The following is a 25,047-nucleotide window of genomic DNA, read 5'->3' as shown; positions in this document are numbered from 1 at the left end:
ATTATAAATATAAAAGATTATGGATAATAACACATTATGTTTGAATTTTTTAAAAAAATATTTAATAAAAATAAAAATGAAAAAAAAATAGATTTTTTAGGAATAAAAAATCTAGAATATAATTTTTCTGAATGGGTAAAAAAAATTCAAAAAAACCAATTTATAGAAATATCTTTATTAGAAGAATTAAAAATTTTATTAATAAAATCTGATATTGGAATTAAAACTTCTTCAGAATTAATAAAAAGAATTAAATATTCTTTAGAAAAAAACAACATTAAACAAACTAAAGAATTCTTAAATCTAATTAAAGAACAAATATTACTTTTATACGAAGAAAAAAAAAATGAAGTTCTAAAAACAAAAAATAATAGTGAATTGAATTCTAAAAAAAAAATATTTTTATTAGTAGGTGTTAATGGAGCAGGAAAAACAACTACTATCGGCAAGTTAGCTATGAAATTTAAACAAGAAGGAAAAAAAGTTTTATTAGTTGCCGGTGATACTTTTAGAACTGGAGCAATTGAACAATTAAAATCATGGGGAGAAATAACAAATTGCGAAGTTTTTTATAAAAAAAAAATAAATTCTTTTTCGATAAGTCCTTCTAATGTAATTTTTGAAGCTTTATCTTATGCTAAAAATAAAAATTTTGATATTGTTTTATGTGATACTGCAGGTAGATTAGAAAATAAAACTAATTTAATGAAAGAATTAGAAAAAATAAAAAAAATAATAAAAATTCAAAATCCTAATGATGAATTTCAAAAATTTTTAATTTTAGACTCTATGACTGGGCAAAATGGATTAAATCAAGTAAATATTTTTAATAATTTAATTTCATTAAACGGTGTTATTTTGACTAAATTAGATGGTATTTCTAAAGGTGGTTTAATTTTAGCTATAAAACATCTTTATAATATAGAAACAAAATATATCGGCATAGGAGAAAAAGTTGATGATTTAATTGAATTCGATATTCAAACTTATGTAAATAATTTATTTAAATAAAATTTCATTTTATTTTGTTTAATTTTAAGAATAAAAAAACAATTTTAAAGGAACTCGAAATATGAATTTTTTGAACAATAGTTTCCAAAAAATTATTAATAAAATAAAAAATAAAAAATATATTCAAGAAAAAGATATAGAATCAATAATGAAAGAAATTCGTATTTCTTTTTTAGAAGCTGATGTTAATTATGAAGTTATAACTAGATTTAACGAATTAATTAAAAAAAAATCTTTAGGTAAAGAAGTTTTGAAAGGACTAAATCCTCAACAACAAATTATTAAAATTATCAGAGATACTTTAACGGAAATTTTAGGATTTCAAAATGTAGGTTTAAATTTAAACAAAAAATTAGATACTATCTTATTAATAGGACTTCAAGGTAGTGGAAAAACAACAATATCAGGGAAATTATCTTTTTTTATCAAAAAAAAATTAAATAAAAAAGTTTTATTAATTGCTGCTGATATTTATAGATTTGGAGCAATCGAACAATTAATTGCTATAGGAGAAAAAATTTCTGTAGAAGTTTTCTTTCAAAAAAACAATAAAGTTTTAGATATTATTAAAAACGGCTTAAAATATGCTTTAATAAATGATTTTGAAACGGTTATTATAGACAGCGCAGGTAGATTAAATATAGATAAAGAATTAATAAAAGAATTACAAAAAATAAAATCAATTTCTAATCCTTCAGAAGTTTTAATAGTTTGTGATGCTCTTTTAGGGCAAGAATCATCTATTGTTGCAAAAAGTTTTAACGAACAAATAGGCGCTACAGGTGTTATTTTAACTAAGATGGATGCAGATATTAAAGGTGGTTCTGCTTTATCTATTAAATCTGTTACAAATCTGCCAATTAAATTTATATCTTCCTCTGAAAAACATGATGATGATTTTGAAATTTTTTATCCAGAAAGAATTGCTTCTAGAATTTTAGGAATGGGTGATGTTTTAACTTTAATTGATAATATAGAAGAAAAAATTGATAAAGAAAAAGATCAAAAAATTTTAAATAGAATTTTACAAGAAGATTATAATTATTTTGATTTAATTAAACAAATAAATTTAATTAAAAAAATTGGTTCTATGAAGAAAATATTGAATTTTATTCCTGGTATTGGAAATCAAATAAAAAACTTACCTTTTCTAGAAAATGATATTATTAAAAAAATGGAATCCATAATAAAAAGCATGACTAATGAAGAAAAAAGAAATCCTAATTTAATCGAATCTAATAACAGAAGGAGAACAAGAATCTCTAAAGGTTCTGGTAATAATTTAAAAGATGTTAATTATTTAATTAGCTTCATTAAAAAACAAAAAGAAATATCTAAAAAAATGGGTAATTTTTCAAATAATAATTTATTAGAAGATTTAGCTAATGAACAAGATATAATTAAAAAATTTTTCGATAAAAATTAAAAAAATTTAAGGTTTCACATAAAATGAAAAAATTAATTCTAATAGATGGTAACTCTTTGATATTTAGAGCTTATTATGCTACTTGTTATAAAAAAAATCATGAAATGCAAAATTCTCAAGGACAAGATGTTAATGCTTTAATAGTTTTTATACAAATGTTTAAAAAAATTTTAGAACAAAATAATCAAAAAAATTATATTTGCGTGGCATTTGATTTAAAAACAAAAACTAAAAAACATGAATTATGCCAAAAATATAAAAAAAACAGACCTACTACGCCTGATTCATTAATTCAACAAATAAAAATGATTCAAGAATATTTATTTTTGTCAGGAATTAAATATTATTCTCAAGAAAATTATGAAGCAGATGATATTATAGGAACATTAGCAAAACAAGCAAGTAATGATAATATACCTGTTTTGATTTTTTCCAGTGATAAAGATTTTTTACAGTTAATTGATGAAAATATTCATGTTTGTTTGATAAAACAAGGTTTATCTAGAACAATATATTACGATATTGAAAAATTATGGAAAGAATATCAATTAAAACCAAATCAAATTATAGATTTTAAAAGTTTAGTAGGAGATAAATCAGATAATATAGAAGGTGTTTTTTCTATAGGTCCAAAAACAGCTTCTAAATTACTAAATAAATTTGATAATTTAGAAAATATTTTTAATAATTTAGAAAAAATAGATGTTAGAATAAAAAAAAAATTAATAGAATACAAAAAAAAAGTTTTTTTTAACCGTCTTTTAGTTTCTATTGATAAAAATGTTCCTTTAAATTTTAATTATAATCAAACTAAAATTAAAAAATATTGTATCTTCGCCTTAAATGATTTTTTACAAAAAAATAAAATCCAAAAAAATAATCTTTTCTTATAAAAAAAGATAATAATTAAAAATTTTTAACTTTTTCAAATTGAAAAAAGACTAACTAATCAGTTAGTCTTTTTTTATTAATTAATATATTTTTTTTCTCTTTTTAAATTTTTTTTCATAGGATTTTTATAGTTTATCTTTTTTGAGTTTTATTATTATTTTTTTCCTTGAAAATAGATAAAATTTTTCTCTTAGGGTTAAAATAGAAATTAAAATCGGTTAGTTTAAAGTTTGAATTTTGAATAAAAGCTTTACCTAGATAATAGTCTTTGTCTTCACCTAATAATTGTTTAGGCCCTTTGTATTTAATAATTAAATAATTATCACCTGTCAATTTGTTTTTTTGTTTTTCTATTTTAATATAAAGCCATAAATCACTATCACTTTCTTTTTTAAAAGAAGCACTTTCAAATCCGTTTAAAGTTAAATAATTATAATTATCTTCGTATTTTTTCCAATGATTAAAAGGATAACGTTTTTTAATATAACTAGCAAGATTATTTGGTTCAGATAGTAATTTAATTCTCGATGTTAAACTACTTTCTTCTTCTCCTAAGAAAGATATTTTTTCTTCATTAAGATATTTATTTTCTATTTTTTCAAAAAAAGCTTTTCCATAAGTTTCTAACCCGATATCTTCTATTTTATTTTTTAATTCAATAATTTTAAAAGCATTATTTTTGCTCTTTATTTCTTTTTCTAATTGATTTTTTAATTCTGAAATTTGTTTTTCATTATTTTCAATTTGTTGTTGATAATAACCAATACCATTAAGACCATTGAAAATATAATGAATTTCAATCATCTTTTGTTTTTGTTCTTTAGAATCAACAATTTCCCATTCTTTTAAAATTTTAACTTTAGTTTCTAAAAGTGGGATTTTATTTTCATATAATTTAATAATTTTTTTTCCAGATAATGCAAAAAAACAAATAATTAATGAAACAAATAAAAAAATCAAACAAAAAAACAATTTTATTTTTTTTTTCATTATTTTAAACATAATTTTTTATTCTCTTTAAAAAATTTTATAATACATAGTTATTTTAACATATTTAACATTTTTTATTCTTCTTTAATATTTATATAATTAAAATATCTTTTTTGTTTTTTTTAAATAAAAAAAATACCTCTTAAGAATAAGAACTTTTAGATTAATTTAAATTGAATATAATTTTATTAACATCAAATAATAGTTTTTTAAATTCATTTTCTTGGTATTTATACTAAATTAAGTTTTTATTAAGAAAATATTTTTGGAAAAATATAAAAATTATTTAATTCTTTTTAAAAAAAAAGACTAACTTAATAGTTAGTCTTAAAGAATTTTAAAAAATAAAAAGCGTGTAAAGTTCCAAACAAATCATAATTTTTCTTTTTTCATTTTATTATTTTTTCTTCTAAATTTTTTTTTTCTTTTTCCAAAAATATTATTTTCATTTTTAATTTATTATCGCGATAGAATTAAGACGTTTAAAAAAATTATTATCTTTAAGCCCCGCACACCACCATGCAAGCAAGTTTCCAAGCACATAGCGGTTACATAGTTTAATTATTTTATGAAGATTAATTTAATTTTTATTATAATTATTTGAAATTTATTATATTTAAAGAAATAAAATTTTTTAATAATTATTATAAAAATTATATTTTTCATAATTTTTATTAAAAACTTGTTTTCCCTTTCGCCTTGTAAAAGTTATTAACTTTTTCCTTGATAGATCATTATACTTTAATATTCCAATTAAAGTTTTGAATATACTATGACTACTATGGTTCTGCTTTTCCCTTATCTAATATTAATTAAATTATTTTTATTATTTCTTTAATAAAGACTTAGGGAGATAGAAGTTACTATAAAACAATACCTTGTGCTTTTAGGATGGATAATCTCAAGAATATATATAAGGTTTTTTATTGTTTTATTAAAAAAATAAAAAGTTTGATAATTTAATTTATCGAAGTAAAAATAAATTAACGTAAACAATAAAAATAAAAAATATTTTAAATTAATTTAAAAAATTTTTTTCTATCAAATTTTTCTTTTTTCCCTTAGAAGAATTTCATCTTTTTTCCATGAGCACGTCATCTTGCAAAATCTATTTGGTTATGATTTTCTCAATTTGCTTTTTTCTTCTGCTATAATTCATAATTTTTTCATTTTATGAACCAAAGAAATGATGTACGATATTATCACGATCGTTACGATTGGTTAGTTCGTTATTGTTTTATGCATCTTTCTCGCCCTACTTCTTGAATGATTTTATTTACTTCAGGAACTAAAGAGTCCAATTCAGAATCTTTTGGAACTGTAAATTGAGCTTTTAATAATAATTTTCTTTTTATGTTATCAATTTGAATAGCTTTAATTTTAGCTTCCATATTTAATTGATTATTTTTATTTTTTAATTCATTTATTTGAATTTCTAAATGATTTATTTTTTGATTAATTTCAGAACAAGAAAAATCAGAAAATTGATTTCCATATTCATCAAAAATTTTATTTTTGTTCTTTATTTTTATTTGATTTTTTGAATAATATATATTATTAACAAAAGAAGATTGATTAGAACCTTTTAATTCATATTTTTTTTCATCTTTAATATAAATATTTTTGTATATTTTTTCATTTTTTTTTGCTAAAAAATTTATTTTTAAAATGTCAATATTATAATAGTTGAAAAAATTAGTAATAAATAAAATTAAAAATATTAAAGACATTAATATTATTTTTTTTAATTTCAATATTCTTCCTTCTTTTCTAATTTTATTTTTTTATTGTTAAAATTATTAAAATATAAAAAAATGTAAAAATTTAGTTATTAAATTTAATAATAAACAATTTTTATTATAATATATTTTTTTATTTTGAAATAAAAAAAAATATTATATTTAGTTTTAATAATAAAATATTATTATAAATAATATTAATTGAATAATATTGCAAAAAAAAATAATTCAAAAAACTCCTTTTTTACATGTTTTTTGCAAATTATATTATTTTTAATCTAATTAAAAAATTTTAAAAAAATTTATAAAAATCACTTTTTTAAAATGTCGTTTATTAGGTTCTTTTTTGTTTTATATTACTTCCTATAATGTATATTATGTAAACTAAAAATATTAAAAAATAAAATTTTTTTTTCATTATTGTATAAAAATATATAAATTTTAAAATTTTTTTTTAAAAAAGTGGTTTTTTAGTTTAATTTTTTGAAAAAATATCTATTTTTAGATTATTAAAAATAATAAAATATTATTATAACTAAAGTTATTTTATAAATTTACAAAAATTTATTATTTTTTTTAAAAAAAACATAATTGACTTTTAATAATAAAAATTTTATAATTAATTAGTAAAAATTTAATTTATTAATGATTAGTTCGTTTAAATTTACTTTTTTTAAATCTTATTTAAAAAAAATTATAAAAATTTAAATGAAAATAAGAATAAAAATTTAAAATAAATAATAATTTTTATAAAAAAAATAATAAATTTTTATTTATTTTAAATTTTTTATTCGTTTTTTTAATTTTTTTTTATTAAAGAAATAAAAAATAAATAAATATAAATGTTAATAATGATTTTTTTAAAAAAATTTTATATTAATTAATAAAAAGGTTAACATGAAAATAAAAAATATAAATTTAAAACAAATTACTTTAGGAGCTTTTTTAATTTCTTTATGTTTAATTTTATCTCAATTAAATTTTTTATTACCATTTAGAATAAAAATGCCCATAGTTTATTCTAATTTTTGGGTATTTTGGCATTTTCCTTTATTTATTGTATGTTTTTTATTTAAATTCAGACATGCTTTTATTATCATCATTATATATTTTATTTTGGATACTTTTACTTATTCTTTACCTAGATATATTATTTATAATGATTGGTTTAATTTAATGAATAATTTAAAAAAAAATTTTACAAAAGATAATTATAATTTAACTTTAAATATATTATTAGGAAGTTTTGTTCCTATTTTGTCATATGTTATTTTATGTTTAAGCTTTAAAAATAAAGAAAAAGAATCTATTTTGAATAAAAAAACAATTTTATTTTTAATTTTTTTAATATTATTGCAAAGTATCTCTAGAACTTTAAACGGATATATTGTTTTTTTTTATCGTATTAAAAATTTATTGGAAAATAATTATAATTTAAACAACAATGGGTTAAAATTTTTTTTAAATATATTAAAAAATCATAATATTAAGAGTTTTTTTGTACTTTGGATATTAAATATAATTCCAATAATAACTTCAAACTTAATTAATTTTATTTTATTATTGTCCATGAAAAAAAAAATTAAAAAAATTTATAATCATTCGCATTAAAAATTGTTATTTTGATTTATTCTAACATATTTTATATGTTATAATTAATAAAAAAAATGTTTTTTAGATAAAAAAAGGAATGTAAAATATTATGAATATGAATAATGAATTTTTAACAGTAATTCTTGTTACTATTTTTTATTTAATCGGATCTATTCCTTTTGGTTTATTAATAGGTAAAATTTTTAAAAAAAAAGACTTACGTTTTTTAGGTTCTAAAAACATTGGTTCTTCAAATGCTGCAAGAATTTTAGGTTTTAAATACGCTATAATTGTATTTATTTTAGATTTTTTAAAAGGATTTTTAGCTATCTTTTTGATTAAAAACAATTTTTACAATATATTGAATTTAGATAATTCAATTAAAGAAAAAAGAATTTTTTTCGGTATAGCAGCAATAATAGGTCATATTTTTTCTATTTTTAATAATTTTAAAGGTGGCAAAGCTATTGCTACTTCTGTAGGAGTTATTTCTGGTATAAACATTAGTATCGGAATATTAGGTATTTTCACTTTTATTATTTTTTTACTTTGCTTTGGTTATGCTTCTTTAGCTTCTATAATAGCAACTTTAATTGTTAATATAGCTTTGTTAAACTCTCATTTTTTCAATCATAATTCTATTAAATCATTTGAAATATTTTTTATATGGTTAATAAGTATAATTATTTTTTTAAAACATTATAATAATATAACGAAAATATTAAAAGGAACTGAAAATAAATTTATTTTTTTTAAAAAAAAAAATTTTAAAAAATAAAAATAAAATTTTTATATAAATTTTTTTAAAATTAAATTTTTTAAAATTTTTAAAAAAGATATTTATTTTTATAAAATTAATATTTATAAAAATAAAAAAGGATTTATAAATTCTAATTATGAAAAAAAATATTTGTCAATTACAAGAAAAAATAGAAAAAATAAAAAATAAAATAACACAACAATTAAAAGAAACACAAGAAATAAAAAAAATAACCGAATTAGAAATATCTTATTTAGGAAAAAATGGTTATTTTTCTTTTTTATTAAAAGAAATTAAAAATTTTAATTCACAAGAAGATAAAAAAACAGCAGGACAAAAAATTAATTTTTTAAAAGAAAAAATTATTTTTTTATTAAAAGAAAAAAAATTTTTTTTAGAACAAAAACATTTAGAACAAATTTTAAAAAAAGATGAAACAGATATAACTTTACCAGAATTTAATTTTAAAAAAGGTTCTCTTCATCCTTTAAACAAAACGATTAAACAAATAGAAAAATTTTTTTTAAAATTAGGATATTCAATTATCGAAGGAAAAGAAATAGTAACAGATTTATATAATTTTGAAATGCTTAACATAGAAAAAGATCATCCAGCTAGAGATATGCAAGATTCTTTTTATCTTGATATAGATTCAAAAACACTTTTAAGAACTCATACTTCTTCAGTTCAAATAAAAGCTATGTTAAATAATAATTCAAAACCTTTAAAAATTATTTCTTCAGGTAAAGTTTATAGGAGAGATAAAGATGATGAAACACATAGTCATCAATTTACTCAATTAGAAGGTTTTATGATTGATTATAATGTAAATTTAAAAGATTTAAAAGAAATTATTATTAATTTAATAAAAGAGATTTTCGGAGAAAAACAAGAATTAAGATTTAGACCTTCTTATTTTCCTTTCACTAAGCCTAGTTTAGAAGTAGATTTAATAATGAAAAACAAAGAAAATAAAAAAATTTTTTTAGAAATTATGGGTGCAGGTTTAATTCATCCTAAAGTTCTTTATAAGGGCGGTTATGATCCAAAAAAATTTAATGGTTTTGCTTTTGGTATAGGAATCGAAAGAATAACAATGTTAAAATACGGAATAAAAGATATTAGACATTTTTATAATAATGATTTTAGATTTTTAAATCAATTTATTGATTAAAAATTAATATATTATCACTAAAAAATTTATAATTTAAAAAATATAGTTAAATTTTTTTATTAGAAAAAAATTATAAAATTATTACATTAATTTAACGCAAAGGTATATAAAAAAATGATAATTAACGAAAATATTTTAAAAAGATATATTTCATATACAAATTTGGATTTAAATTTTTTAAAATCATTAATTAATAATCATATGATAGAAGTAGAAAATGAGTATATTTTAAATAAAAATAATAAAAAATTATTAATAGGTGAAATTTTATCATTTAAAAAAATACCAAACTCCCAAAAATTAAATTTAGTACAAGTAAATATTGGTTCGTCAATTTTATCTATCATTTGTGGTGCTGATAATATTAAAATTAAAAAAAAAGTAATAGTAGCATTAGAAGGAGCTTATTTAGGACAAAATTCTCTCAAAGTTAATAAAAAAACAATTTTAGGAATAGAATCTCAAGGAGTAATTTGTTCTGCTAAAGAAATAAATTTGAAAAATGAAATTTTATCAGATGAAGAAAAAAAAGGTATTCTAATTTTAGATGAAAAAGACTCTAAAGCTATTATAGGAAATTGTGCTTTAAATTATTTATCCATGAAAGGATTTTTTTTAAAATTATCTATAACTCCAGATAGGGGAGATTTGTTATCTTATTTAGGATTTGCTAAAGATTTAAAAGCAATTTTAATAAATAATAATTACAATCATGCTAATTTAGTAATACCAAAATTAAATAATCTCGATATAATTAATAAAAAAAATCCTTTTAAAATTGAATTAAAAAATAAAAATTGTCAAGAATTTCATTATATTTATTTAACCAATGTAAAAGTACAAGAATCTCCTTTGTGGTTAAGAAGTTTTTTAGCATTTCACGATATAACTCCAGTAAATAATATTATAGATGTAATAAATTTAGTTCTAATTGAAACAGGAGTTCCTTTAGATGTTATAGATGTTTCTAATATATCAGACTATAACCTCAAAATTAGAAACTCTTATGATAATGAAAAAATTATTATTTCTGGCGGAAAAGAATATTTTTTAAAAAATGAAGATTTAATTTTAAAAAATAAAAACAAAATAATTTCATTAATTGGGTTAATTAATAATGAAGAAAATAATTTAAATGAAAAAACAGATAAAATTTTAATTATGTCTAGCTATTTCAAATACCAAAATATTTTTAAAACAAGCAAAAGATTAAATATTAAAAATGAAAAAATTATAAACTGGTCAAGAGGTTTCGATCCTTTATTAATAAAAAATTCTTTAAATCAAGCTGTTTTTATTTTAAAAAAATTAAATAAAGAAATAATTATAAACGATAATATAATTTCTATTTTTAGAGAAAAAATTTTAAAAAAAAGAATTTTAATAAATTTAGATTTTATTCAAAAAAAAACAGGAATTATCTTAGATTTAAAAAAAATAATAAATTTTTTAAAAAATTTAGATTATAAAATAAAAATTTTAGATGAATACAATTTAGAAGTAATACCACCTTTAAGACGCCATGATATAGAAACGCAAGAAGATATAATCGCTGATTTAGTGAGAATGAATGGTTATGATACTATAGAAAATAAAAAAATAATTAAAAAAAATTTAATTTCTGATGAACAAAAAAAAATAAATAAATTAAAATCTTTACTAATTAATTTAGGTTTTCACGAAATAATAACTTATAGTTTAGTAAATTCACAAAATTGTTCATTATTTTTAATTGGTAAAGAATCAAATTATTTATCATTAAAAAAACCACTTTCCCAAGAAAGATCTATTTTAAGACAAAATTTAAGCGGAAATATGTTAGAAGTTTTGAGTTATAATCAAAAATATAATAACTTTGATAATTCTTTTTTTGAAATAGGAAATATTTACAAAAAAGAAAATAATAAAAAAACTGAAGAAATTTTACATTTATCATTAGGAATAAACGGAATTTTTATTAATTCTGGTTGGATTAAAGAAAATATAAATAGTTCTATTTTTATATTAAAAGGAGTTTTAAAAAAAATAGAAAAATTTTTGAATATTAATTTTTTGTTATACAAAAGCAAAAGTTATTGCAACTTACATCCGGGTAATCAAATTGATATTTTTTTTGAAAATGAAAAAGTTGGTTTTATAGGAGAAATTCATCCTTCTCTGAAGAAATTTTACAATTTAAAAAATGCATTTATTTTAGAATTAACTTTAAAAAAAGAATTTTTTCAAAAAAAACAAAAACAAATAAATTTTAAAGAAATAACTAAATTACCTTCTATAGTAAGAGATTTAAGTATTTTAGTAGAAAAAAAATATAACTATGAAACTATTTTAAAAACTTTATCAGAAGAAATAACTGATATATTAATAAATTGCGAATTAATAGATGTTTATCAGGATAAAAAATTTTCTTCTAAAGAATATTCTTTATCTTTTAGATTAATTTTTAATGATCAAAGTAAAAATTTGCAAAAAAATATTGTAAAAGAAATTATGAATAAAATAGAAAATAAAATTAAAACAAAATATAAAGCAACAATAAGATAATTTAAAAATTATATTATTTTTTTTCAAAAAAAGAAAACTATAGTATAGAATATTTATATATAATAAATACTTTATAGAAAAGTGTGGAATAATTTTTGCAAAAAGGAATCGTAATTGAATTTTTAGTAAAAGAATATGTTATCATTGATTTAGAAACAAAAGAAAAACACTATGCTAAAATAAAAGGTAAATTAAGATATTGTTCTGTAGACAAAAATAAAAATAAAATTTTAAAAAAAATAGAAATAAAAATAGGCGATATAGTTTTTTATGAAAAAAAAAATGATGTATTTTTAATAGATTCAATAATGCCGAGATTTAATTCTTTAAAAAGACCTAATATAGCAAATATTAATCAAGCTTTATTAGTATTTTCTTTGAAAAAACCAAAATTTCATTTTAAATTATTAGATAAATTTTTATTAATATTAAATAAATATAAAATTAAAGTAAATTTAATTTTTTCTAAGATAGATTTATTAAATCAAGAAGAATTAAAAGAATTCAAACAAAAAATTTTATATTATGAACAATTTTACGATATAAATTTTGTAGATAGTAAAAATAAAATAGGTTTAGAAAATTTATATAAAATATTTAAAAATAAAGTTACTATTTTAGCTGGACAAACTGGAGTAGGAAAATCTACTTTAATCAATGCTATTACTTCTTTAAATTTAAAAACACAAGAAGTTTCTAAGGGTTCAAATAGAGGAAAGCACACAACTAAAAATTCTAAATTATATTTTTTTAACGAAGGTTATATTGCTGACACACCTGGATTTACAAAACTAAATTTATCTGACATAAATTTTAATGAAGTTAAAAATTTCTATAATGATTTTGTTTTTTTTTCTACAAAATGTTTTTTCGGTTTTAATTGCCTACATATAAAAGAAAAAAATTGTAAAATCAAAGAAATTTGTGATAAAGGTTTAATTCCTAAAATAAGATATAACAATTATTTATCTTTATTGGAAGAAATAGAAAAAAAAAATTTTAAAAGAAAAAAAAGAAATTAAAATTATTCTTATTAATGAAGGAATATATATGAATTTTGATGAAATTAATCAAAGAAAAAAGAAAATAAGAAATTTTAGCATTATTGCGCATATAGATCATGGAAAATCTACATTAGCAGATCGTATTTTAGAAATTACTAATACAATAGACAAAAGAAAAATGAAAAATCAATTTCTAGATTCAATGGAATTAGAAAGAGAAAAAGGTATAACTATTAAGTTAAATGCAATAGAAATAAATTATTTATCTTTAGATAAAAATAATTATATTATGCATTTAATAGATACTCCGGGGCATGTAGATTTTAATTATGAAGTTTCTAGATCATTAGCAGCATGTGAAGGAGTTTTATTAATTATAGACGCTACTCAAGGAATTCAATCTCAAACTTTAAATAATGTTTATTTAGCATTAGAAAATAATTTAACTATTATTCCTATTTTAAATAAAATAGATATGCCTAACGCTAATATAGAAAAAACAAAAAAAGAAATAAAAGAAACATTAGGAATAAAAGATGATTTAATTATTGCAGCAAGTGGAAAAACAGGAGAAGGAGTAATAAATATTTTAGAAAGTATTGTAAAGAATATAAAACCTCCTAAGGGAGATATAAATGCTCCTTTACAAGCTTTAATTTTTGATTCATTTTTTGATCCTTATAAAGGAGTAGTTCCTTCTATTAGAATTATTAATGGTATTATTAAAAAAGGAGATAAAATTCGTTTTATTTCCACAAAAGCTACTTATGAAGTAATGGAAGTGGGAATATTTAATCCTAATCCTATTCCAAAAAAATTCTTATCAGCAGGAGATATAGGATATTTAAATGCATTTATTAAAAACATAGAAGACATTAAAGTAGGAGATACTATTACTTTAAGTAGATATAATAAAGTATCTCCTTTACCAGGTTATCGTGAAATAAATCCTGTAGTTTTTTGCGGATTATTTCCTGCAGAATTTAATAAATATCATAATTTAAAAGAAGCGTTGAAAAAATTAAAATTAAATGATTCTTCTTTAGTTTATGAAAAAGAAAATTCAAATATGTTAGGTGCTGGTTTTCGTATAGGATTTCTAGGACTATTACATATGGAAATAACAAAAGAAAGAATAATAAGAGAATTCAACATAGAAGTAATTATAACTGCCCCTTCTGTAGTTTTTCATGTTTATCAAAAACCAAATAAAAAAATTATTGTAGATAATTTAAACAAATGGCCAATCAATCAATCAATAGAAAGAACAGAAGAACCTTTTTTAATGGCTTTTATTACTTGTCCTGAAGAATATATTGGTTCAGTAATGGAAATTTCTCAAAAAAAAAGAGGAATTTTACAAAATATTCAATATTTAAATAATAAAAGAGTAACTCTAAAATATTTATTACCTCTTTTAGAAGTTATTTATAATTATTTTGATAAATTAAAATCAGCCACCAAAGGATATGCTTCTTTTGATTATCAATTAGATAAATATTATTCTAGTAATTTAAAAAAAGTAGATATTTTATTAAATTCAGAAGTAGTAGATGCTTTATCTTTTATTGTTCACGAAGATTTTGCTTATAATAGAGGGAAAGTAATTTGCCAAAAATTAAAAGAATTAATACCAAGGCAAATGTTTGAAATAGTTATACAAGCATCTTTAGGTAAAAAAATTATAACAAGAGAAACTATTAAATCAATGAGAAAAAATGTTATTGATAAATGTTATGGTGGAGATGTAACTCGTAAAAAAAAACTTTTAGCAAAACAAAAAAAGGGGAAAAAGAAAATGAAATCATTAGGAAAAGTAAAATTACCACAAAAAGCTTTTTTAGCAATATTATCCTCTTACGATAAATAAAAAAAATTTTTATTGATTAAAAATAAATATTTTTAAAATTATAAAGTTATTATGTTCTTCCGAAAGAAAGGATAATTTAAAAAAATGATAAACTTAATAGAATTAAAATCTATAACAAAAGTAATTGATAATCAAATAATTTTAAAAAATATTAATTTACAAATTAAAAAAAATGAATTTGTTACTTTATTAGGCCCTTCAGGTTGTGGAAAAACAACTATTTTAAAAATAATTGGAGGTTTTGATGAATTTAACAGCGGAGATATTCTTTTTAATAATGAAAGCATAATTCAAATTCCTCCTCACGAAAGATTAATAAATACTGTTTTTCAAAAATATGCTTTATTTACACATTTAAATGTTTTTGAAAATATAGCTTTTAGTTTAAGAATAAAAAATTTTAATTTAAATGTTCAAGAAGAAATTAAAACTATAAATTTTAATTTAAAAAATAAAATAAAACAAATTAGAAAAAATTATAATGATCAATTAAAAAAAATATTAAATTACCCAAAAAATTATTTTATGTTTTGGATTAATATTTTTTTTTGCGATAAAGATACGAAAAAACAAATAAAAAAATTAAAAAAAGAATACAAGGAACAAATTTATAATTTAAAAAAAGAAAATAAAAATATTTTATATAATTTGAAAAAGAAATTTTTATCTTCAAAACAAAAAGAAAAAATAATAAAAGAAAAAGTATTGCATTATTTAAAATTAGTAGGTCTAAAGGGTTTAGAGAAAAGAGAAATAAGTCAACTTTCAGGAGGACAACAACAAAGAATAGCAATAGCAAGAGCATTAATTAATGAACCAAAAGTACTTTTATTAGACGAACCCTTAGCAGCTTTAGATTTAAAATTAAGACAAGAAATGCAATATGAATTAAAAGAAATACAAAAAAATTCAGGTATTACTTTTATTTTTGTAACTCATAACCAAGAAGAAGCTTTAACAATGAGCGATAAAATAGTTGTTATAAATCATGGAGAGATTCAACAAATAGGAACTCCTGAAGATATTTATAATGAACCAGCTAATAAATTTATAGCTCAATTTATAGGAGAATCTAACTTAATTTCAGGCAAAATGAAAAAAGATTTTTTAGTTTTTTTTGACGAAAAAAATTTTAAATGTGTTGATTATGGATTTGAAAAAAATCAAAAAGTAGACATAGTGATTAGACCTGAAGACATTGATATAGTTGATTATGAAAAAGGTTTATTAAAAGGAATAGTACATTCTACTTTATTTAAAGGAGTTTATTGGGAAGTTATAGTAAATACTCAATATAGAAAATATAAAATTCATACAACTGATTTTATACAAATAAACAAAAAAGTAGGAATTTTTTTTAAACCAGAAGATCTACATGTAATGGAGGTATGGTCATAATATGACTTATGTTGAGCATAATAGATTTAATAAATGGGCAAAATATTTAGCTTTACCTTATTTAATAATTCTTGTGTTTTTCATTTTAACTCCTATTTTAATTATTATTTTTGATTCTATTCAAAAATATAATAATCACAGTCTTTTTCAAATAGTATTTACTTTAGAATATTACAAAAATTTTTACACTAATTTATCTTATATTTATGTATTGTTGAGATCAATAACTATTGCTATTATAGCTACTATGTTTATAGTAATTATAACTTATCCTTTAGCTTATATAGTATCTCAATGTAAAATTTTTACTCAAGCTATTTTAGTTCTACTAATAAATGGAACTATTTGGATTAATATGATACTAAAAACACAAGCTTTAGTACAAATTTTTTCTTTAATAGAAATTTTTTTAAATACAAATTTATTGGAAACTAACGTTTCAATGTTTATTGGTTTTATATATTTATTTTTACCATATATGTTTTTATCAATTTATTTAAGCATAACCCAAATAGACAATTCTTTAATAGATTCTGCAAAAGATTTAGGAGCTAATACAACACAAATTTTCAGAAAAATTATTTTTCCCTTATCTTTGCCTGGATTAATTACAGGAAATGCTATAGTTTTATTACAAATAGTGACAAATATTGTTGTTCCTAAATATTTAGGTCCATCTAATGTAAATGTTATTAGCGAATTAATAGAAAACAAGACTTTTTTAAGCGGAGATATTAAAAGTGCTTGTGCCATAGCAGTAAATTTAACTTTTTTAATGTTTTATATTTTAATTTTCTTTAAAATTGATCCTCCAGAAAGAGTTAAAAATAAATATGTTAAAAATAAGTAAAAAAAGAATATCTTTTTTATATTTAGTTTTGGTTCTTCTTTTTATTTATTTGCCAATCATATCTTTAATTATATTCTCATTTAATGAAAGCGAAGGAAGAATATCATCTTTAGTTCATTTTAATAAATTTAGTTTTAAATGGTATTATAAAATTTTTACTGATACAACAGTTAAAAATTCAATAATAATTACATTTAAAATAGCTATTTTATCTACTATTTGTTCTACAGTTTTTGGAACTTTGGCAGCAATTTCATTAATGAATTATAATAAAAAATGGAATAAATTAATTTTAAATGCAAATCAATTATCTATTATAATACCAGAAATAATTAACGCTTTAGCTCTTTTTGTTTTATTCAGTTTTATAGGTTTAAACAATAGTTTTTGGAGAATGTTATTATCTCATATTTCATTTAGCATACCATATGTTTTAATAGCTGTTTATACAAAATGTTGTGATTTAGATTCAGATTTATTTGAAGCAGCTTATGATTTGGGAGCAACTTTTTTTCAAACATTAATAAAAGTTATTTTACCACAACTAAAAGGTACTATGATTGCTAGTGCTGGCATAGCTTTTGCTTTATCTTTTGATGATTTTATTATATCCTATTTCGCTGGAGGTTCTGATTATCAAAATATTTCCGCTTATATTTATAGTTTAAAAGGAACAATAAATCCAACTATTAACGCATTATCTTCTATTTTAATTTTATTTGTTTTATTCAAAATATTATTAGACTATTATAAATTAAGAAAAGATTCTATAAAAAAATGAAAAAAAAAATATTATTTTTTACAATTTCTTTATTTATTATAATAATTTATATTTTCATAAGTATAATTCTATCAAAAAATAAAAAAGAAAAACAAATCATTTCATTATTTAATTGGAACGAATATATAGATCCAGAAATTATCGATGATTATAACAAAAAATCAGATAAATTTAATGTAAAACAAAGTTTTTTCTCTTCTAATGAATTAGCAATTAACAAAATTAAAGCTGGTAATCAATATGATATAGCCATTTTAAGTGAATACGCAATAGAACAATTAAAAAATGATTATTTATTAAAAATTAAAAAAAAAGATAATTTAAAATTTACACCTCTATTCGAATCAGTAAATGAAATCAATCAAAACAAAATATTTAAAGAATACTCTATACCTTACTTTTGGGGAAAATTAGGATTACTTTACAACAAAAATAAATTTTCCAAAGAAATGATAAAATCAAATTGGAAAAAAATTTTAAATAATCCAAATTACAAAATTTCTTTATATAATAATGCTTTTGAAGGAATTTTTTTAGGTTTAAAAGCTACCAATGGAGATATTAGTGGAATAAACGAAAAAGATATAGAAAAAGCTAAAAATTGGCTAATAAAATTAAAAAAACAGAACAATAATTTATTTTTTATAACAGATCAATTATTAGATAATATGAAAATAAAAGATAGAGAACGATATGATATATCTTTAACTTATTCAGGAGACGCTAGATACTTAATAGAGCAAAATAATAATTTACAATTTTATGATTTTTCAGATGATAATGAAGTTAAAAAAGGAACTAATGTTTGGATAGATGGATTAGTATTGCCGAAGGGTAGTAATGAAGAAGCAGCATATGATTTTATTAATTTCTTATTAAACAAAGAAAATATAAAAAAAAATGCTTTATTTGTAGGTTATGATTCTCCTTATTTAGAAAGAAAAGACAAAACTATAAATTTAAAAGTAGACAAACAAAACGATAAAATTTACCAATATAATGAAAAAACTAAAATACAAATAAGCAATTATTGGAGCGAAGTATGTTGCTTTCCTAACCCTGAAGATAAATATTTATTCTTTTTAAGTTTTATAATTTTGTTGATTTTTATCGTATTAAGATTTTTTCATTCAATTGAAATAAAAAATAAAAAATTAATTTTAAAAGATGAATAATTAAGTTAAAAAGTTAAAACCTCTAAAAAAAGAGGTTTTTTATTTTTTATATTTTGATAATCTATTTTTTTTGATTTTAAAACAAATAAATATAATAAAATTTAATTTTATTAGATTTATTTGTTTTAAATTTTTTAATTTTGGTGTGGATAATGAGACTCGAACTCACAAGAGAAAATATTTCTCACATGCCCCTCAAACATGCGCGTATACCATTCCGCCATACCCACATTATAAAATTCATAATTAATAAAAAAGAAAAAATAATAAATTTGTTTTTATTATTTTTTTCTTATTTATTTTTTTATTTAAAATATCAAATATTCTAGAATAATTATTCTAGAATCAATATATAAGGAGAAAGGTGATTATCATTTTTTATTTTTTCTATTTCTAAATGAGGATATTGTTTTTCAACAAAAAATTCTAATTGAGATAATTGTTTTTCAAAAATAGGTTTTTTATGATAAAAAATAGTTAAAAAATTATTTTTAGAAGTAATTATTTGTTTTAATAATTTTTTAGCTAAAAAAATTAAGTCTTTATGATAATCCACAACTTTACCTTGTAATAAAGCTAAAAAATTATCTTTTTCTTTATTATATTTTTCAGTGTTAATTTTATTAGCATAAGTTATTTCGCCTATTTTGTTTTTTTGAATATTTACCTTCATATTTGTTAAATTTTCTTTTAAAGATAAATTTTCATCAAAAGCTAAAAGAGCGCTATAACCTTGAGCTATATTTTCTGTTTTAATTATATGTATTTTTAATTCTGAATATTTTTTAGTTAATTGAATAGTTTTAAACAACATTTGTTTATTATTAGGCAAAATAATAATATTCTTATTTTTTTCTCTTTCAAGATTAGATAAAATATTTCTCAAATCTTCAAAAAAAGAATCTTCCTTTTTATTATTAATTAAATAATCAACTTTTAATTCTTTAAAAATACTTTGAACTTCTTTTCCAGAAAAAACAGAAATAATAACATACTCATCTTTATTTGCTTTTTTTTGATTATTTGAATTAACAATATTTTTATTTTGTTCTTTCATATTGTCAATTTTACATTTAACTAATTCTCCATAAAAAGATAAATTATTTAAAATAAATTCTGGATGATTAGTATGAATATGAATCTTTATTAATTCATCTTTTTTTATTAAAATTAAAGAATCACCTTTAGAAGAAAATTCTTTTTCTTTTTCTTCTTTATTAAATTTTATATTAGGAAATAATTTAATAACCATTTCAGTGCAATAATTATATTTTATTTCAGTTTCTTTTAAATTATTATGTGAAATTTCAGTTTCTGAAAATATATCTGATAATCTTTCTTTTTTTATTTCTTTTATCGGAATATTATTCAAATACATTGAAATACCTTCTAAAAAAGAAATAAAACCAGCACCTCCACTATCTACTACATTAGATTGTTTTAAAACATCAAGCAAATAAGGAGTATTATTTAAAGAAATTTTAGAATATTTAATTAATTCTTGTATTAACTTTTTAATTGAATGAATATCTCTTTTTTTTTCTTTAACTTTTTCAATTGATTCTCTTAAAACAGTTAAAATAGTTCCTTCTACAGGTTCTAATATAGAATCATAAGCTTTTTTATAACCGCTAACAAGAGATTGAATAAATTCTTCAATATTAATTTCTTTTTTTTTAAAAATTTTAATTTGTTCATAAATACCTGAAAAAAATTGAGATAAAATAACTCCTGAATTACCCTTAGAACCGATTAATAAAGCATCATTTAAAATTTTAGCCACTTCAATAATCGAACAATCATTTGTAAGTGAAAGTTTTTTAACACCTTCCATCATAGTCATTTGCATATTAGTTCCAGTATCACCATCAGGAACAGGAAAAACATTTAAATTATTTATTATTTCGTGATTATTTTTTAAATGCAAAGTTCCATTTATTATCATTTGCTTAAATAAATTACCATCTATAATTTTCTTTTCTTCTTCAAACATGATACAAAATTCCTTTTTGTTTTTTTATTTATAATTATATTTTTAATATTTTATTTTAAGATATTTTGAAATTATGTTATATTAACAATATACTATTTTCTGAAATGATTTTTTAAAAAAAATTAAATTATAATATTTTTTCTATATAAAAATCAGTAATTTAATTTTTACTTATTAAATTGATTTTCTATAAAAAAAGAAATCATTTAAAATTATAATAAAAAAACAAAAACACAAATAATTATAACATAATTTCAATTAAATAATTAATTTAAAAAAAAAAAAAACATTTTTAAAAAAATCATTATAATTGTTATAATATATAATATGTATAAATAAAATAATTATTTTTTATAAAAGAAAGAGTTTAATATATTATGAGTAAATGTTATATCACTGGAAAATCTACATTATTTGGAAATAGACGTAGTCATGCAATGAATGCGAACAGAAGAATTTGGAAATCTAATTTACAAAAAGTTCGCATTAAAGATGAAAAAGGTAAAATTAAAAAAATATATATTTCCGCAAGAGCATTAAAAAAATTAACTCTAGAAAGAGTTTAATAAATTTTTAATAACTAATACAAAAAAGAAACAATTTATTTTGCTTCTTTTTTTTATTTTTTTTAATGTAAATTTTATATATGTTATGCTTTTATAATGTTTAATATTTCTTCATTAAAAAAAGAAAAAGGACTCAAAATAAAAATAACTATAAAAAAAGATAAAAATAAAAGCGAATCTAAACGATCTATTAAACCGCCATGTCCTGGTAATATATTATTAAAATCCTTTAAATTGAAATTTCTTTTAATTTTAGAAGCTATTAAATCTCCAAATTGAGAAATAATACAACTTATAAATATAAAAAAAACAAAAAAACAATAACTTTTTAAATTTGTTAATTTATCAATAAAAAATAATAAAGCCATTAATAAAGTAAATAAAAAACCACAAAAAAATCCTTCCCATGTTTTTTTAGGACTTAATTTAGAACAAAGATAATTTTTACCAAATAAATTTCCACCAAAATAAGAAAAACTATCATAAGTAATAGTAATGATAAAAATATATAAATACCATTGATAATTTAAAAGAATTAAACTAAAAAAACAAGAACTAAAAAAAACAATATATACCAAAGTTAAAAAAATATAACTAAGGTTGTTTATTTTAAAATCATATTTAAATAAGAAAAAAATAAATAAAAAAAATATAAATAATAAAAAATAAAATAAGAAAAATTCACTATTAATAAGAAAATTTAAAGTCTGAAATAAATTTGTATTTTGTACTTTTTCACCTAAATTAAGTATATTATTTTTTTGAAAAGCATTAATAATAATTGAAACGAAAATAAAAAAATTAAAAAAAAATATTAAAAAAATGAAAGGATAAAAATTTTTTTTTTCTTTTTTGGGTTTTTGTAAATTTAAAATTTCCTTAGAACCTTGAAAAATAAAAATTAAAATTAAAAAAAGACAAAAATAAACAAAAAAAGAAAAATCATAATTTTTATCTAAATAAAATAAAAAATAAAAAGAAAATAAATTTAAAAAAAACATTGTTAAACCAATGTAAATTTTTTTACTAATATGCATCATGTTTTCCTTTAAATTTTGAGTAACTCATTATTTTTAGCTAATGTTTCTTTTTCTATTATTTTAATCCATTTATTATTCAATTCTTGTATTTTTTTTAAAAAAATACTTTCTGTTTGATTATTTAATTTTAATTTTTTAATTTTATCATTTCCAAAACGCCTAATATTACGAATACTAATTTTTGTTTGTTCTGAAATTTTTTCAACTTCTTTAATTAATAATTTTCTTTTTTCTTCAGTTGGTTGAGGAAAAATTAATTTAATTTTTACTCCATCATCTTGAGGAGAAATACCAATTTTAGAAGCTAAAATAACTTTTTTGATATCAGATATTAAATTAGAATCAAAAGGTTTAATATTTATTTGATTTCCTTCTGTTACAGTAATATTACTAATATTTCTTAATAAAGTTTCTTCTCCATAATATTGGACAGTTATTTTATCTAATATTTTTGGATTAGCAATTCCAGTTCTAATATCGATAAATCTTTTCAACATTAATTCATTCGCCTTTATCATTTTAGGTTCTAATTCATTTATAATTTCTTGAGCTAATAATTCCATTTCAATTCTCCTTAGAAGTAATAATGGTTCCTATTTTTTCTTCTTGTAAAATAACCTTTTTAATATTACTTTTTCGATTCATATCAAAAACTAAAATATCTATATTATTTTCCCAACATAAAGAAACTGCAGTTATATCCATAATATTTAATCTTTGAGAAATAACATCTCTATGTTTTATTTTTTTTAATAAAATTGCATCTTTATATTTTTTAGGATCCTTATCATATACACCTTCAACACTATTTTTAGCCATTAAAATATTATCAATATTTAATTCAGCAGCTCGTAAAGCAGCTGCAGTATCTGTTGAAAAAAAAGGTAATCCTACTCCTGCACTCAAAATTACAATTCTATTTTTATTTAAATGACGTAATGCTTTTCTTTTAATGTAAGGTTCTGCTACAGAAATAACAGAAAAAGCAGTCATAACTCTTGTTTGTACATCTATCTTTTCTAAAGCATCTTGCAAAGACAAAGAATTAATAATAGTTCCTAACATTCCCATATAATCAGATTGACTACGTTCCATTCCTAATTCTTCGCCAAAAACACCACGCCAAATATTTCCTGCTCCTACAACAATAACTATTTCTAAACCTAAATTTTTTATTTCTTTAATTTCTTCAGCAATTTTTTGAACTTTTCTAGGTTCAATATTTACCTTATCGCTACCACTCAAAGCTTCGCCACTTAATTTTAAAAGAATTCTTTTAAACATAAATTAAAATTTCCTTTTTTTACTAAACAATTTCTCCGACTTCAAAACGATAAAATTCTAAAACATTAGAATCTATTTTTTTTAAATATTCTTTAACTTTTTGATTCGGATTATTATATAAATTTTGTTCTAATAAACATTTTTCATTTAAAAAATTATTTAAACGAGATTCTGCTATAAGATTTCTAATTTCTAAATTTTTATCAGGATTTTCTTTTGTTGCTTGTTCTAAAAAAATATTCCTTTTTTTAGCTAAAAAATTAGAATCTATTTTTTCTTTACTTATAAAAATAGGATTCATTCCTACTATATGAATAGGAATTTGTTCTCTAGCTTCAAGACAGCTTTTGCTAAATAAAACCAAAGAAGAAATTCTTCCTTTTTGGTGTTTATAAAAACCAAAACTTTCTTTATCTTTTTTATAAATTACTTTAATTCTCTTTAAAATAATTTTTTCCTTAAGAATAGAAGTTTTTTCTAATATTAAATCTTGGATATTCTTTTTCTTATTAGGTATTTCATAATTTAAAAAATCTTGCAAATTATTTATAGAATAATCAACTAATAATAAATGTCTTTGAATTTCATTATATAAATCTAAAAAAATTTCGTTCCTAGAAACAAAATCTGTTTCTGTATTTAATTCAAATAAAATAGCTTTGTTTTCCTTAAAAGAAACTCCTGTTAAACCTTCAGCCGTATCCACATTATTATTAATTTGATTCATTTGTTTAGCTTTCAAAAGTCCTTCTTTTTTTAAAAGAATTATAGATTTTTCAATATCTCCATTTGTTTTTTCTAAAACTCTTTTGCAATTAAGTATACCTACTTGTGTTTTTTGTTTTAGTAACTTAATCATATCTAAGGTAATTTTCATTGTTTTCCTCTTTGTAAATTATTAATTATATTAAAATAACAAAAATAATTTATTTTTTTATTAAAAAAATATTTTTTTTAT

General features: G+C 19.1%; 21 protein-coding genes and 1 tRNA gene. 14 read left to right on the top strand and 8 right to left on the bottom strand.

What is annotated here, in order from left to right:
• Nucleotides 1-36: 36 nt before the first annotated feature.
• The 3 genes from ftsY (at nucleotide 37) to FEF22_RS01850 (ending at nucleotide 3,330) form a co-directional block, all read left to right on the top strand.
• Nucleotides 37-1,011 carry a signal recognition particle-docking protein FtsY gene (gene ftsY, locus FEF22_RS01860; protein ID WP_138108086.1) on the top strand — a complete coding sequence of 325 codons (975 nt, stop codon included), beginning with the start codon at nucleotides 37-39 and terminating at the stop codon, nucleotides 1,009-1,011.
• A gap of 61 nt (nucleotides 1,012-1,072) precedes the next feature.
• Entirely contained in the window at nucleotides 1,073-2,437 is a 1,365-nt protein-coding gene (ffh, locus tag FEF22_RS01855) for a signal recognition particle protein (RefSeq protein WP_138108085.1), read from the top strand.
• A 23-nt stretch (nucleotides 2,438-2,460) separates the two neighbouring features.
• Nucleotides 2,461-3,330: a 5'-3' exonuclease gene (locus FEF22_RS01850; RefSeq protein ID WP_138108084.1), complete on the top strand. Its 870-nt coding sequence runs from the start codon at nucleotides 2,461-2,463 to the stop codon at nucleotides 3,328-3,330.
• Between the two features lie 130 nt (nucleotides 3,331-3,460).
• Here the strand turns inward: FEF22_RS01850 and FEF22_RS02195 are convergent, their stop codons facing one another.
• Together FEF22_RS02195 and FEF22_RS01840 are read right to left on the bottom strand one after the other, a co-directional pair.
• A complete protein-coding gene (locus tag FEF22_RS02195) occupies nucleotides 3,461-4,330 on the bottom strand; it encodes an effector (protein ID WP_246833707.1) in 870 nt (289 codons plus the stop codon).
• 1,217 nt (nucleotides 4,331-5,547) lie between these two features.
• Entirely contained in the window at nucleotides 5,548-6,072 is a 525-nt protein-coding gene (locus FEF22_RS01840; protein ID WP_138108083.1) for a hypothetical protein, read from the bottom strand.
• Between the two features lie 882 nt (nucleotides 6,073-6,954).
• Here FEF22_RS01840 and FEF22_RS01835 point away from each other — a divergent pair.
• From FEF22_RS01835 to FEF22_RS01790, 10 genes are all read left to right on the top strand, one after another.
• Nucleotides 6,955-7,668 carry a hypothetical protein gene (locus tag FEF22_RS01835; RefSeq protein ID WP_138108082.1) on the top strand — a complete coding sequence of 238 codons (714 nt, stop codon included), beginning with the start codon at nucleotides 6,955-6,957 and terminating at the stop codon, nucleotides 7,666-7,668.
• A 91-nt stretch (nucleotides 7,669-7,759) separates the two neighbouring features.
• The gene (plsY, locus tag FEF22_RS01830) at nucleotides 7,760-8,428 is read left to right on the top strand and encodes a glycerol-3-phosphate 1-O-acyltransferase PlsY (RefSeq protein ID WP_138108081.1); all 669 of its coding nucleotides are present in this window, start codon (nucleotides 7,760-7,762) and stop codon (nucleotides 8,426-8,428) included.
• Between the two features lie 118 nt (nucleotides 8,429-8,546).
• On the top strand, nucleotides 8,547-9,584 hold the full coding sequence (pheS, locus tag FEF22_RS01825) for a phenylalanine--tRNA ligase subunit alpha (RefSeq protein WP_138108080.1): 1,038 nt from the start codon (nucleotides 8,547-8,549) through the stop codon (nucleotides 9,582-9,584).
• A 114-nt stretch (nucleotides 9,585-9,698) separates the two neighbouring features.
• The gene (pheT, locus tag FEF22_RS01820) at nucleotides 9,699-12,128 is read left to right on the top strand and encodes a phenylalanine--tRNA ligase subunit beta (RefSeq protein ID WP_138108079.1); all 2,430 of its coding nucleotides are present in this window, start codon (nucleotides 9,699-9,701) and stop codon (nucleotides 12,126-12,128) included.
• A 95-nt stretch (nucleotides 12,129-12,223) separates the two neighbouring features.
• Complete coding sequence (rsgA, locus tag FEF22_RS01815; RefSeq protein ID WP_138108078.1) at nucleotides 12,224-13,150, top strand: ribosome small subunit-dependent GTPase A; 927 nt, start codon at nucleotides 12,224-12,226, stop codon at nucleotides 13,148-13,150.
• 28 nt (nucleotides 13,151-13,178) lie between these two features.
• Nucleotides 13,179-15,002 carry a translation elongation factor 4 gene (lepA, locus tag FEF22_RS01810; RefSeq protein ID WP_138108077.1) on the top strand — a complete coding sequence of 608 codons (1,824 nt, stop codon included), beginning with the start codon at nucleotides 13,179-13,181 and terminating at the stop codon, nucleotides 15,000-15,002.
• Nucleotides 15,003-15,086: 84 nt separating this feature from the next.
• Nucleotides 15,087-16,400 carry an ABC transporter ATP-binding protein gene (locus FEF22_RS01805; RefSeq protein WP_138108076.1) on the top strand — a complete coding sequence of 438 codons (1,314 nt, stop codon included), beginning with the start codon at nucleotides 15,087-15,089 and terminating at the stop codon, nucleotides 16,398-16,400.
• A 1-nt stretch (nucleotide 16,401) separates the two neighbouring features.
• Nucleotides 16,402-17,250 (top strand): ABC transporter permease, encoded by an 849-nt coding sequence (locus tag FEF22_RS01800; protein WP_138108075.1) that lies wholly within the window; start codon nucleotides 16,402-16,404, stop codon nucleotides 17,248-17,250.
• A complete protein-coding gene (locus FEF22_RS01795) occupies nucleotides 17,234-18,031 on the top strand; it encodes an ABC transporter permease (protein WP_138108074.1) in 798 nt (265 codons plus the stop codon). Before FEF22_RS01800 ends, FEF22_RS01795 begins: the two co-directional genes overlap by 17 nt.
• A complete protein-coding gene (locus tag FEF22_RS01790; protein WP_138108073.1) occupies nucleotides 18,028-19,206 on the top strand; it encodes an extracellular solute-binding protein in 1,179 nt (392 codons plus the stop codon). Before FEF22_RS01795 ends, FEF22_RS01790 begins: the two co-directional genes overlap by 4 nt.
• 141 nt (nucleotides 19,207-19,347) lie before the next feature.
• Here FEF22_RS01790 and FEF22_RS01785 read toward each other — a convergent pair.
• Nucleotides 19,348-19,436: transfer RNA gene (locus FEF22_RS01785), tRNA-Leu, on the bottom strand.
• Between the two features lie 104 nt (nucleotides 19,437-19,540).
• Nucleotides 19,541-21,199, bottom strand: coding sequence for a DAK2 domain-containing protein (locus tag FEF22_RS01780; RefSeq protein WP_138108072.1), 1,659 nt, complete (start codon nucleotides 21,197-21,199; stop codon nucleotides 19,541-19,543).
• Nucleotides 21,200-21,576: 377 nt separating this feature from the next.
• On the opposite strand from FEF22_RS01780, the gene rpmB reads away from it, so the two are divergent.
• Nucleotides 21,577-21,765, top strand: a complete 189-nt coding sequence (rpmB, locus tag FEF22_RS01775; RefSeq protein ID WP_138108071.1) for a 50S ribosomal protein L28 — start codon at nucleotides 21,577-21,579, stop codon at nucleotides 21,763-21,765.
• Between the two features lie 83 nt (nucleotides 21,766-21,848).
• Here the strand turns inward: rpmB and FEF22_RS01770 are convergent, their stop codons facing one another.
• The 4 genes from FEF22_RS01770 to tsf are packed head-to-tail and all read right to left on the bottom strand — an operon-like array spanning nucleotide 21,849 to nucleotide 24,966.
• Nucleotides 21,849-22,802, bottom strand: a complete 954-nt coding sequence (locus FEF22_RS01770) for a phosphatidate cytidylyltransferase (protein ID WP_210352279.1) — start codon at nucleotides 22,800-22,802, stop codon at nucleotides 21,849-21,851.
• Between the two features lie 11 nt (nucleotides 22,803-22,813).
• Nucleotides 22,814-23,368, bottom strand: coding sequence for a ribosome-recycling factor (locus FEF22_RS01765; RefSeq protein WP_138108069.1), 555 nt, complete (start codon nucleotides 23,366-23,368; stop codon nucleotides 22,814-22,816).
• A 1-nt stretch (nucleotide 23,369) separates the two neighbouring features.
• The gene (gene pyrH, locus FEF22_RS01760; protein ID WP_138108068.1) at nucleotides 23,370-24,089 is read right to left on the bottom strand and encodes a UMP kinase; all 720 of its coding nucleotides are present in this window, start codon (nucleotides 24,087-24,089) and stop codon (nucleotides 23,370-23,372) included.
• A 22-nt stretch (nucleotides 24,090-24,111) separates the two neighbouring features.
• On the bottom strand, nucleotides 24,112-24,966 hold the full coding sequence (gene tsf / locus FEF22_RS01755) for a translation elongation factor Ts (RefSeq protein ID WP_138108067.1): 855 nt from the start codon (nucleotides 24,964-24,966) through the stop codon (nucleotides 24,112-24,114).
• Nucleotides 24,967-25,047 lie beyond the last annotated feature (81 nt).

Source organism: Texas Phoenix palm phytoplasma, assembly GCF_005774685.2.
GTDB lineage: Bacteria > Bacillota_I > Bacilli_A > Acholeplasmatales > Acholeplasmataceae > Phytoplasma.
Note: the sequence above shows the minus strand (reverse complement) of the source record. Positions and strands in the feature narration are given on the sequence as shown.